Source organism: Sporosarcina sp. FSL K6-1522 (genome assembly GCF_038622445.1).
Taxonomy (GTDB): Bacteria; Bacillota; Bacilli; order Bacillales_A; family Planococcaceae; genus Sporosarcina.
The window spans coordinates 1,970,201-1,981,920 of sequence record NZ_CP152019.1; the positions used below are offsets into that span (position 1 = coordinate 1,970,201).

The following is an 11,720-nucleotide window of genomic DNA, read 5'->3' on the forward strand; positions in this document are numbered from 1 at the left end:
TTTACAGGATAAATAAGAAAATAGTTTTATAATTATTTAATAGTTCTTGCAATGTGAGGAGCTATAAAATATAATTTATAAATATACATTTTGGTGAATGGAAGTGAAGATTTTATGGAGCATATGGGGATTATATCCTTACTACCACCAATTCTTGCAGTTATTTTAGCAATCGTAACAAAAAATGTTATCATTTCGCTATTTTCGGGTACATACATTGGGGTGTTAATTTTAGTTGGTGGTCGTCCTTTGGAAGCGACGATGGAGACAATCGGGAATTACTTATTTCCACAAGTAGCAGATGGCTATAATGCCGCTGTCTTAGTGTTACTATTTTTCATAGGTGGGTTTGTTGCACTGATGGAGAAATCCGGGGGCGGGGCAGCTCTTGCGATTAATGCAACTAAATACATCAACACGCGTGCGAAAGCGCAACTGTCCGCTTGGTTCGGCGGTATTATCATCTTCTTCTCGGATTTAGGTACGCCTTTAATAGTAGGTCCTGTATTCGAAAAGATTTTTGATAAAGCAAAAATTTCCCGTGAAAAGCTTGCGTGGATCATTGACTCTACTTCATCTCCAGTGGCGGTTTTAGTGCCGTTCATTGGATGGGGTGTCTATATTATGGGACTCATAAAAAATGAGTTTGATTTGTTAGGCATTAAAACTTCGGAATTTGATACGTTGGTACAAGTCATTCCGTTTCAGTTCTACGCGATTTTGGCGGTGACAATGGTGCCGCTTGTAGCGATTACAAAATTAGATTTTGGTCCAATGGCGAAGGCAGAAAGACGAATTCAACAAACGGGTGCTCTTTATTGGCCTACATCGACACCGTTACGGAAGGCCGATGAAAATGATGATTTAACAAAAGGCAGCAACGCAAGTTTGATTTTGTTGCCGTTACTTGTATTGTTCATTACACTATTTGGGTTGCTGATTTCTTTCGGTTTCCCGTTCGAGCCGGTACCTGGTAATGACTTCCGGGTGGCTTTATCGACAGCGTACTTATTCGCGGCTATTACGATTATCATCTTGATGTTGGTTTATAAAATAAAGAAATTTGATGAGATTTTCTCGATTTATACATCCGGTATGCAGAAGATGGTCTATGTTGCAGTGACGCTCGTTTTAGCGTGGTCATTAGGAAAAGTTATTAATGAGATGGGGACGGCGAATTTTATTGTCGAAGCGATGCAAGGCAATGTGCCTGCATTTATCATCCCAGCCATTTTGTTCTTGGTTGCGGCGGGCATGTCGATTGCGTCTGGAACCTCTTGGGGAACATTTGCGATTATGCTACCGATTGCCATTCCAATGGCAGTGGCACTTGATGCACATCTGCTAGTTTGTATTGGAGCGGTTCTGTCAGGCGGTATTTTCGGAGACCATTCATCACCGATTTCAGATACGACGATTTTATCGTCAACGGGGGCGGGAGCCGATCATATCGATCACGTGAAAACGCAATTCCCATACGCTGTTGTTAATGCATTGATTGCGTTTGTTGGGTTTGTGGTCGCGGGTATTACAGGTAGTGCATGGACGTTGCTATTGACCATTATTCTTTTAGTCTTAGCAGTGATCGTACTATCAAAACTAACTACGAAAAAGGGAGTTGCAGTATAAATGAAGCTTTGGGGCGGACGTTTTACAAGTCGTGCAGATGAAATTATGGAGCAATTTAATACGTCGTTGCCAGTCGACCATCGACTCTATCAGGAAGATATTGCGGGGAGCTTGGCGCATGTGACGATGCTTGTCCATTGCGATTTATTGACACCAGAAGAAGGTGAGTTACTCGTTGGTGGACTTCAATCGATTTTGGTGGATATTGAATCAGGTACGTTGAAAATGGAAGGCAATTATGAGGATATCCATTCATTCGTGGAAATGCATTTGACGGAGCGTGTTGGTGAGACGGGCAAGAAATTGCACACGGCACGTAGCCGAAACGACCAAGTCGCAGTTGATATGCGTTTGTATGCAAAAAACAAAGCGAAAGAAGTAATGGATAGCTTGCAAATGCTTATCGATTCATTGCATGAAAAAGCCGTGGCGAACAATGTGATCATGCCAGGGTATACGCATTTGCAACGCGCGCAAGTGGTGACGTTCAGCCACCATCTTGGTGCATATGCGCAGATGTTCAAGCGTGACAAAAAGCGTGTTGGCAATGCGCTTGAAATTTTGGATGAAAACCCACTTGGATGTGGGGCGCTTGCGGGAACGACACATAATATTGACCGTGAAGTTACAACTGCGCTATTAGGTTTTGCGAAACCGGTGGATAATTTCCTCGATGGTGTCAGTGATCGTGATTATTTACTTGAATTAATGTCGGATTTCTCAATTGTTATGATGCACTTGAGCCGTCTGAGTGAAGAGTTGATTTTGTGGAGCAGCCAGGAATTTAAATTTATCAATATGGCAGATGCGTATTCAACAGGAAGCAGCATTATGCCGCAAAAGAAAAATCCGGATGCGGCAGAACTGATTCGTGGGAAAACAGGCCGCGTTTATGGTTCACTATTCTCTTTATTGACAACATTAAAAGGATTGCCTTTGACATACAACAAAGATATGCAGGAAGACAAAGAGCAGTTTTTCGATGCGCTGGATACAGTGCTGGATTGTATCGAGATTATGTCTAAAATGATTGATACATTGCAAGTCAATGCGGATAATATGAAAGCGGCGATTAAAGCTGGCTTCCTGAATGCGACTGAAGTGGCGGATTACTTAGTGAGCAAAGGAACGGCTTTCCGTGACGCGCATGAAATCGTTGGGAAACTGATTATTTATTGTGAAGAGCAGAAAAAAGCGATTGAGGATCTGACAATCGATGAGCTGGCGAAATTCAGTGCGGATATTGCGGATGATATTTATGCATACATTGATTATGAAAACATCATTACAAAAGGCAACAAGGAATTGATGAAGCAAGTCGGAAAGTAAAATAAGATGAGGGCTGTCCTGGGCGCAAAGTTTTTTGCGAATAGGGCGGCTCTTTTTTGGTGGGGGAAAAGAATTTCTGCCGAAGCAAGCATACTTGTTTGTGGACCGCGCAAAGTGGTTGCCGAAGCGAGCAAACGTGATTGTGGACCGCGCAAAGTGGTTGTTGAAGCGAGCATACTTGTTTGTGGACCGCGCAAAGTGGTTGCCGAAGCGAGCATACTTGTTTGTTGACCGCGCAAAGTGCTTGTTGAAGCGAGCAAACGTGATTGTGAACCGCGCAAAGTGGTTGTCGAAGCACGCAAACCCGATTGCAAACCGCGCAAAAAAGCCACTCCATCCCCAGTGGATGAAGTGGCCCCCATTTCATTACCCCATAATATTATAACCAGCATCGACGTAAACAATTTCTCCTGTTACACCGCGTGATAGGTTGCTCAAGATAGCAATCGTCATATCAGCTACTTCTTCTTGTGTGACATTCCGTTTTAGAGGTGCTTTTTCTTCGATTTGAGACAAAATCGTATTAAATGAAGGAACACCTTTTGCAGACAATGTCCGAACTGCTCCGGCAGAAATGGCATTAACCCGAATGTTATCTTTTCCTAAATCGTTTGCTAAATAGCGGACAGAAGCCTCAAGAGCTGCTTTTGCGACGCCCATGACGTTATAGCCATCAAGCACGCGCTCCGCTCCTAAGTAACTCATTGTGACAATCGTGCCACCTTCTGTCATGAATGGGCGAGCTTGTTTAGCTGTTGCGATGAGTGAATAGGCACTAGTATCTTGTGCAAATGCATAGCCACTGCGTGTCGTTTCAACAAAATCATTTTTTAAATCTTCAGCATGTGCGAATGCTAGAGAATGCACAACACCGTGAATCGTTCCAACTTCAGCGCCGATTTTTTCAAAAGCTGCTTGAATGCTTTCGTCTTCATTAACATCACATTGGACGATGAGCTTCGCTTCATAACCGCCTGTGCTCAGTATTTTCTCAAGCTTAGTGAGTGAACGTTCTTTTCGATACGTGAAAATGACGTTTGCGCCAACTGTAAAGAGGGACTTTGCTACGCCCCAAGCAAGGCTGCGTTCATTTGCTACACCCATTACGACAATATTTTTACCTTTTAATTTCAATAAGTCTTCCATAGTAACCTCCCGAATTGGTCATGAAATAGATAATACCTATTATTAGTACCAGATACTAATAGAAGTATAACATACTCAACCAGTTAAAAAAATAGCGAATATATTTCTTGAATAAAATGAAAACGCATTCAAAACTGAAATATCCGTAATAATTAAAAATGCAGTTGACTTTATATTTATGCAGTCATATACTAAGTCTATATTGATTGTAGGGGTGAGCATATTGAAGGTTGGAATCATTGGTGCATCGGGGTATGGCGGGCTTGAACTAATCCGGCTATTGCATAATCACCCTGAAGTCGAACAAATCGAATTATTCACGTCGTCCGAAGAAGGTATCGTTTTTTCAAATAAATATTCACATCTAATGAATATGTATGATCAACCACTTCGAAAAATAGAGCACGAGAAACTGGCGAAATTTGATGTTGTCTTCTCAAGTGCACCTGCAGGCGTTGCAAGTCATTTACTACCGCCATTAATCGGCAAAGGGCCGAAATTGATTGATTTATCAGGAGATTTCCGTTTGAAGGATCTTGGACAATATGAACAGTGGTATAAAAAAGAGTCTGCTCCCAAGCAGGCAGTTGAGCAAAGCGTCTACGGCTTAACGGAATGGAATCACGAGGCGATTAAACAAGCGCAGCTCATTGCCAATCCAGGGTGCTATCCGACAGCGGTTCTTCTATCACTCTTGCCATTATTGAAAGAGCAATTGATAGATGCTTCAGGTTTAATTATCGATGCGAAGAGTGGCGTGTCGGGGGCTGGGAATAAGGCAAGCCAAATGACGCACTTCAGTGAAACGAATGAAAATACAGCCATCTATAAATTACATCAACACCAACATATACCTGAAATTGAACAGGCATTTGGGCTGTTTGCAGAGGAAGCACCGCCTATCACATTTAGTACGCATCTCGTTCCGATGACGAGGGGTATTCTTGCTACGAGTTATGCACCTGTTAAAGCAGGCGTAACGGAGCAACAGCTAGTTGCTTGTTTAGAAGAAACTTATGCGGATCATCCATTTGTGCGTGTGACAAAAGAGACCGATAAATTTGGGACGAATCAGGTGTATGGCTCGAACTTCTGTGACATTCATGTCAAAGTCGACCCACGAACAAACCGTGCAACAGTTGTCGCAGTGATTGATAACTTGGTAAAAGGTGCAGCAGGGCAAGCCATTCAAAATATGAACGTTCAATTTCAATTGGATGAATCGATGGGGCTCTCACATGTCCCAGCCTTCATCTAATCCGATTAGGAGGAGTAGTATGACGACAACTGTAGCACCCGTGAAACGTATTTCACGTAAAAATATTGTGTCACCTATTGGATTTAAAGCGGCTGGCATTCATTGCGGCCTTAAACATAAAAAGCATGATTTAGCTCTACTTATAAGTGAAGTCCCAGCAAGCGTGGCAGGTGTCTTTACGACAAATGCGATTCAAGCGGCACCTTTACTTGTGACGAAAGAAGCGATTCAACAGGCAGGAAAAATGCAAGCGGTTATCATTAACTCAGGGAATGCTAATGCGTGCACAGGTCAGCAAGGCTTGAAAGACGCATATGCGATGCAGCAAGCGACGGCAGAAAAATTGGGCATTGCGCCGGAATTAGTTGGCGTTTCATCGACAGGTGTCATTGGTGAAATGATGAAGATGGAGCCCATTTTGAAAGGGATTCAAAAAATTCAACCGAGCGCCGAGTTAGAAGGGGCCATTAATTTTTCACAAGCGATTTTAACGACGGATACGGTAACGAAAAATACAGCTTATAAAACAATCATTGATGGCAAAGAAATCATTATTGCAGGAACGGCAAAAGGCTCAGGGATGATTGCACCGAATATGGCAACGATGCTCAGCTACATCACGACAGATGCCAATATTGAATCGGTTCATTTACAAGCAGCATTGAAAGCTGTGACGGATGTAACATTCAATTCCATTACGGTAGATGGGGATACATCGACGAATGACACAGTGCTCGTTCTTGCAAATGGGCTAGCGCTAAATGACGCATTAACACCGACTCATCCGGATTGGGCACTATTTGTGCAAGCTTTGCATGCGGTGTCTCAAGACTTAGCAAAAATGATTGCGAAAGACGGAGAAGGCGCAACGAAACTCATCGAGGTGGAAGTACAAGGAGCGATTTCGGATGATGAAGCACGAAAAATTGCGAAATCCGTAGTCGGCTCACCACTTGTGAAAACAGCAGTCTTTGGCTGTGATGCGAACTGGGGACGAATCATTGCGGCTGTCGGGTATAGTGGGGCAACGCTCGATCCGAATGCGATTTCGATTAAAATTGGCACAACAACGGTCGTTGAAAATGGAGAACCAGTCTATTTTTCAGAAGAACAATTGCTTGTGTATTTAAAGCAACCAGAAGTGAAATTCACGGTTGCACTTCATCAAGGAAGTGGCCAAGGGGTAGCATGGGGGTGCGATTTAACATATGACTATGTCCAAATCAACGCAACATACCGCTCGTAAACGAGCCGTCATTAAATTAGGCGGCAGTATGTTAGAGGGTCTGAGTGACAGCTTTTTTACCAACTTTAAAGAACTCCAAGCGGCAGGAACAGATCTGCTTATCGTTCATGGTGGAGGCCCTGCGATTAATCTAGAGCTTGCGAATAGGCAAGTGACGTCAACAGTTGTTAATGGGATTCGTGTAACATCAAAAGAAGCCATTGGCATTGTGCAATCGACGTTAATTGGGCGCGTGAACCCAGCACTTGTTCATCAATTAAACAAAGCGTGCATTTCATCAATCGGACTAAGTGGCTTTGATGGCAATCTTCTGGAGTGCACAGTGCTAGATGAAGACGTATATGGTTTTGTAGGAGATATTCAGCATGTACAGACAGACTTGCTGGAAAGCATTCTTCAGGCGGGGATTGTTCCAGTTATCTCATGTATTGGTGCGACAGGGGAAGGCATACCGTTGAATATTAATGCGGATACCGTTGCAAGTGAAATTGCACTGGCGGTTCAAGCAGATAGTTTGCTGCTAGTGACCGATACACCGGGCATTAAAATCGAGGAGCAGGTGCAGTCGGTTGTGTCACCAGCAGCGATTGCTAAATGGATTGAATCAGGCGATATTTATGGAGGTATGTTGCCGAAAGTGAATGCTGCGCTTGATTGTTTAGGGGCGGGTATTCCGTCTATTCAAATTGTTGGTCAACAGTTAACAGGAACGGTTATACAAGCTGAGGAGGTTTTTTCATGAGTGCACTATTTCAAAACTATGCTCGACGCCCCGTTCATATTGTCAAAGGGCAAGGCACCATCGTAACGGATGCCACTGGGAAGGACTATCTCGATTTTATAAGTGGAATCGCGGTCGTCAGTCTCGGTCATGCGCATCCTGCTATTGTTGAAGCGATTCAAAAGCAAAGCGAAAAACTATGGCATGTCTCGAATTTATTTGAAAGTCCAGAACAAGAACAGCTAGCAGCTACGCTTGTGAAAGATACCCCTTTTGCCCATGCATTCTTTTGTAACAGTGGGGCAGAGGCGAACGAAGCGGCCATCAAATTAGCGCGTAAACATACACAAAAAAATGTCATCATTACATTTGAACAATCTTTCCATGGTCGGACGTTTGGCGCGATGTCTGCTACGGGGCAAGACAAGGTCAAGCAAGGTTTTGGTCCACTCTTAGAAACGTTCCGAACAATACCTTATAACGACAAAAAACAACTTGAAGCGGCAATTGACGATGATGTGGCGGCCATTATGCTGGAAGCGATTCAAGGAGAAGGTGGCGTGCATCAGCTTGATCCTGACTTTGCACAAGCTATCACGGATATTTGCCAAGCGAAAGGTATTTTATTAATCGTCGACGAAGTGCAGACGGGCATTGGCCGCACAGGGACACGTTATGCATTTGAACAGGCTAACCTCACACCAGATATTATGACGCTGGCGAAAGGGCTAGGCGGGGGATTCCCGATTGGTGCAATGCTTGGCTCGAGTGAGCTATTTACCTCATTTGGCCCGGGGACGCATGGCACGACGTTTGGAGGCAATCCTTTAGCAGTCGCTGTTGCCAAAACGGTAACGGATATCGTATTCCAAGAGGCGTTTCTTCAGGAGGTTAAGGAGAAATCGGATTATCTCATGCAAAAACTTCAGGTAGCTTTACCTAAAGAGCAATTTACGATTCGAGGCTCAGGTTTATTGCTAGGTATTGAATGCCCAGGTGATGTCGTACCACTCATTCAACAAGCAGAAAAAGCTGGCTTGTTACTTGTACAAGCAGGTGGGAATGTGATTCGTTTACTACCACCATTAACGGTAACGTATGAAGAAATGGACCAAGCAATTGATATACTTTCCTCCGTTTTACTTGCAGAACAACCTGTAAATGCTTAATGATAACTTGAATTAAAGCGTTCAGCGAAGCGCTATTCAGAATTAGACCTCCATCTAATTGAATAAACCAACTGGACCTGCTAGCAACGGCAGGTTCAGTTGGTTCTTTTTTTGTTATTCAGTACATAAATGACTATACAGAACTTTCATATTCCTGTACGGTAGACATACGAACTACTAATCGAAAAGGAGATTATGAGATGATAAAGAACTACTTGCCCTTTTTTATGGCATTCCTCTTATTGTTCACGGCAACTGGAAGTGCTTCAGCAGCACCACTATTTAAGGATGTAGATGATAATTATTGGGCGAAAGCTGAACTGGCCTATTTGGTTGAACAAGGTATAATCGTTGGCGATGCGACAACTGAATTCGGCATCAATCAAGAAATTACCCGTTTGCAGGCATCTGAAATGATCGTCAGGGCGCGCGGACTCGATACGACGAATCGTCCAGCACCTGATTTCAAGGACGTGAAGCCTGGTGACGAAGGATATGCCATAATCGCAACGATTGCGGACGAGGGGATTATGACCGGGACTCCAGAAGGCGAATTTAGACCAGATGTAAAATTAACAAGAGCACAAATGGCGAAAATACTTGTGATTGCCTTTGATTTAAAAGGAACAACAGCCTACTCTTTCCGTGATGTACCTCCGACAGACTGGTCGGCACCATTTATCAAAACTCTTTTTGTGAATAATGTTACTACGGGCTATGCAGATAATACTTTTAAGCGAGGAACATTCATTACGAAAGCACATTTTTCTATTTTTCTAGCTCGCATTCTACAACCCGATTTCAAGCAGTCATTTGCCTGCCACAAGTTGGATAATACAACGACTTATATGGTGAATGTGGCAGTGACAACGCTGTGGAAAGAGCCCAATAAGGCTCGTGTAGTAGATCGCCCGGCGGTTTCTACGCCTGTAGACATCTCGAAATGGACGACCAGCATGACAATTCCGCAGAAACAGTGGCTCGTAGGAAATACGGAATCACAAGCTTTATATGGGCAAGAAGTAGCCATTTTAAAAAGCAGCGGCAACTGGCATTATATTGCGGTAAAAGATCAGTACTCACCGAAAAACAAAGCCGGCTATCCAGGATGGGTTCCGAAAGCGCATATTACGGAAATGTATCCAAATTATACGGAATGTCAGCTTGCGATTGTCGATGGCGCAACAGCAGCGTTATACAATACAGCAGCGACAACGAGTAAATTTATGGACATTAGCTTCAATACAAGTCTTCCTATCGTTAAAGAAGAAGCGCAGTGGCTACACGTCCAAACGCCCGTCAATGGTGTGAAATATGTACGTAAACAAGATGTTAATATCGTGAAAGATCAAGCGGCTATCGCGAAACCAACTCAACAAGACATCGTCAATACGGCAAAAATGTTCGAAGGCCTTCCATACCTATGGGCAGGTACTTCAGGCTTCGGTTTCGACTGTTCAGGCTTAACGTACTCGGTCTATAAAAGCCATGGCATCACGATTCCGCGTGACTCCACTGTACAGGCGGTCAATGGAATAGCCGTTGCTAAAAACGACTTACAACCAGGCGATTTACTATTCTATTCATATAATAAAGGCAAAGGAGCAGTGCATCACGTTAGCCTATACATTGGCAACGGACAAATGATCCATGCGCCGAACCCTAAAAAGAGCGTCGAAATCATTTCTATCAATATGGAACCATATAAATCCGAGTTTTCGGGCGCACGACGTTATTTGAAATAAGAAAGATAAGCGCATGGCACCGTATAAATGCCCCGTACAAACACGATATGAAGTCGTGTTTTGCACGGGGCATTTTCGTCTGGATTTTGTATTCATTGATGCAATCGAAGGGACTTGGGCTCCGAACTTCATTAGCACTCAGCCCCTTTTTGATACATACAATAGAACAATGACAATGTAACGCCTGAAAGGATGTGTTTATGCGTGTATTCCAATAAGTCTAATCAAAATAAGAATTCCTCCTACACGCTAAATGATCTCCTAAAGGGAAGAGATCTTGAAATCGTTGCAGCGTCACTTCTCTTACTCGGAAAACTAAAGGTCGACTCGGTTCAGTTATATAGGGGGCGGCCTGTTATTGCAGTTTCATTATTAGGAGAATTTAAGAAGGTGAAGGATTCAAAAGCGGATGAGATGGCTGACTTTTTAGAGAAAAATGGCGACCTAACGTTAGATGAAATCGTTGAGAGTATAAAAAAGAAACTGCAAACGGAGGAGGGGAGAAATGGCTGAAAAGAATGGTTTTGATGGCAGCAAGTTTATCAATAAAGTCATCCTACTCATTTTTCTTCTGTTACTCATTTTCGGTTCAATGAATCTTGGGGAGTTGACGGAAGTAGCGGATATCGATTAGTCGTGCAAGGTGCGAGGTTGTCATCGAAAAGCGTCAAACTGTCAGCGAAAGCTCCGCAACTTTCAGGGGAATTTATCGGCACTATAGTGATAAAAGCCGCATAGGTCGTAAAAACCACTTCATCTACTAGGGTTATTTCCAATTAGATGAAGTGGTTTTTGGTCGCATATCAAAACAGCGCTACTTGTCGTTGCATCTTATTATGTTTCATTCGGAGTAAATCAGCCAACGTTGTGACACCTTTTGTTTCTAGTAAGTTTATTAACTCAACGAATAAATGGGCAGTTGTTAACGCATCACCAAGTGCTCGATGACGTTCAAATTTTGGAGTACCTAAAATGCTTGCATATTCTTCGAGGTCGCGCTGATCCCAAGTAGGGTGTAAGTAATCAAGCAAATCCATCGTATCAAAAGAACTTGGCTCATTGTATGTGCATTTGACACGCTGGAGTTCTTTTTTTATGACCATTGTGTCGAAGTTTACATGATGGCCAACCCATCCACCGCTTTTGGTGTCTTCAGTAAATTGCAAGAAGCTTTTGATGGCCTCGAGAGGAGGGGGGGCGTCTTGTACATGATGCTGTTCAATCGACGTTAACTGCGTAATATGTGTAGGAATGTCACATGCAGGCTTCACAAATGTTTGAAAGATGAGATCGGTCACTTGGCATTTCTCAATATAGACTGCGCCGATTTCGATAAGCCCGTCGTTTGCACCGATGGCAAAGCCGGTTGTTTCTGTGTCGAACACAGTGAATGACATATCGCGAAGTGGTGTATTCAACTGAATGGATTGATCAAGTTTATAGTCTAAACGTTTTCTTCTCCAAAACATCGTTCATA

At 43.2% G+C, this 11,720-nt stretch carries 12 protein-coding genes; 10 read left to right on the forward strand and 2 right to left on the reverse strand.

From position 1 onward, the window contains the following. Positions 1-114 precede the first annotated feature (114 nt). Genes MKY34_RS09620 through MKY34_RS09630 form a run of 3 tightly spaced genes read left to right on the forward strand, consistent with a single transcriptional unit; the run spans position 115 to position 3,189 of the window. Positions 115-1,629: a Na+/H+ antiporter NhaC family protein gene (locus tag MKY34_RS09620; RefSeq protein WP_342514945.1), complete on the forward strand. Its 1,515-nt coding sequence runs from the start codon at positions 115-117 to the stop codon at positions 1,627-1,629. Further along, positions 1,630-2,958: an argininosuccinate lyase gene (argH, locus tag MKY34_RS09625; protein ID WP_342514946.1), complete on the forward strand. Its 1,329-nt coding sequence runs from the start codon at positions 1,630-1,632 to the stop codon at positions 2,956-2,958. Positions 2,959-2,964: 6 nt separating this feature from the next. Beyond that, complete coding sequence (locus MKY34_RS09630) at positions 2,965-3,189, forward strand: hypothetical protein (protein WP_342514947.1); 225 nt, start codon at positions 2,965-2,967, stop codon at positions 3,187-3,189. Between the two features lie 135 nt (positions 3,190-3,324). Here MKY34_RS09630 and fabI read toward each other — a convergent pair whose 3' ends face one another. After that, complete coding sequence (fabI, locus tag MKY34_RS09635) at positions 3,325-4,104, reverse strand: enoyl-ACP reductase FabI (RefSeq protein ID WP_342514948.1); 780 nt, start codon at positions 4,102-4,104, stop codon at positions 3,325-3,327. Positions 4,105-4,327: 223 nt separating this feature from the next. Here fabI and argC point away from each other — a divergent pair, with 223 nt between their 5' ends. The 7 genes from argC (at position 4,328) to MKY34_RS09670 (ending at position 10,877) form a co-directional block, all read left to right on the forward strand. Then, entirely contained in the window at positions 4,328-5,362 is a 1,035-nt protein-coding gene (gene argC / locus MKY34_RS09640) for an N-acetyl-gamma-glutamyl-phosphate reductase (protein WP_342514949.1), read from the forward strand. A gap of 19 nt (positions 5,363-5,381) precedes the next feature. Further along, positions 5,382-6,608, forward strand: a complete 1,227-nt coding sequence (gene argJ / locus MKY34_RS09645) for a bifunctional glutamate N-acetyltransferase/amino-acid acetyltransferase ArgJ (protein ID WP_342514950.1) — start codon at positions 5,382-5,384, stop codon at positions 6,606-6,608. Next, complete coding sequence (gene argB, locus MKY34_RS09650) at positions 6,571-7,350, forward strand: acetylglutamate kinase (protein ID WP_342514951.1); 780 nt, start codon at positions 6,571-6,573, stop codon at positions 7,348-7,350. The genes argJ and argB overlap by 38 nt, the downstream gene beginning before the upstream one ends. After that, positions 7,347-8,498, forward strand: coding sequence for an acetylornithine transaminase (locus tag MKY34_RS09655; protein WP_342514952.1), 1,152 nt, complete (start codon positions 7,347-7,349; stop codon positions 8,496-8,498). Before argB ends, MKY34_RS09655 begins: the two co-directional genes overlap by 4 nt. A 200-nt stretch (positions 8,499-8,698) precedes the next feature. Beyond that, on the forward strand, positions 8,699-10,243 hold the full coding sequence (locus MKY34_RS09660; protein ID WP_342514953.1) for an S-layer homology domain-containing protein: 1,545 nt from the start codon (positions 8,699-8,701) through the stop codon (positions 10,241-10,243). Between the two features lie 204 nt (positions 10,244-10,447). Further along, positions 10,448-10,756, forward strand: coding sequence for a hypothetical protein (locus tag MKY34_RS09665; protein WP_342514954.1), 309 nt, complete (start codon positions 10,448-10,450; stop codon positions 10,754-10,756). Then, complete coding sequence (locus MKY34_RS09670) at positions 10,749-10,877, forward strand: hypothetical protein (protein ID WP_342514955.1); 129 nt, start codon at positions 10,749-10,751, stop codon at positions 10,875-10,877. Before MKY34_RS09665 ends, MKY34_RS09670 begins: the two co-directional genes overlap by 8 nt. A 169-nt stretch (positions 10,878-11,046) precedes the next feature. Here MKY34_RS09670 and MKY34_RS09675 read toward each other — a convergent pair whose 3' ends face one another. Continuing rightward, positions 11,047-11,712, reverse strand: a complete 666-nt coding sequence (locus MKY34_RS09675; RefSeq protein WP_342514956.1) for a 3'-5' exonuclease — start codon at positions 11,710-11,712, stop codon at positions 11,047-11,049. Positions 11,713-11,720: the final 8 nt, after the last annotated feature.

Coding starts and splice junctions, on each gene's coding strand:
- MKY34_RS09620 (WP_342514945.1), top strand. CDS start 115: ATGGAGCATATGGGGATTATATCCTTACTACCACCAATTCTTGCAGTT.
- argH (WP_342514946.1), top strand. CDS start 1,630: ATGAAGCTTTGGGGCGGACGTTTTACAAGTCGTGCAGATGAAATTATG.
- MKY34_RS09630 (WP_342514947.1), top strand. CDS start 2,965: ATGAGGGCTGTCCTGGGCGCAAAGTTTTTTGCGAATAGGGCGGCTCTT.
- fabI (WP_342514948.1), bottom strand. CDS start 4,104: ATGGAAGACTTATTGAAATTAAAAGGTAAAAATATTGTCGTAATGGGT.
- argJ (WP_342514950.1), top strand. CDS start 5,382: ATGACGACAACTGTAGCACCCGTGAAACGTATTTCACGTAAAAATATT.
- argB (WP_342514951.1), top strand. CDS start 6,571: ATGACTATGTCCAAATCAACGCAACATACCGCTCGTAAACGAGCCGTC.
- MKY34_RS09655 (WP_342514952.1), top strand. CDS start 7,347: ATGAGTGCACTATTTCAAAACTATGCTCGACGCCCCGTTCATATTGTC.
- MKY34_RS09660 (WP_342514953.1), top strand. CDS start 8,699: ATGATAAAGAACTACTTGCCCTTTTTTATGGCATTCCTCTTATTGTTC.
- MKY34_RS09670 (WP_342514955.1), top strand. CDS start 10,749: ATGGCTGAAAAGAATGGTTTTGATGGCAGCAAGTTTATCAATAAAGTC.
- MKY34_RS09675 (WP_342514956.1), bottom strand. CDS start 11,712: ATGTTTTGGAGAAGAAAACGTTTAGACTATAAACTTGATCAATCCATT.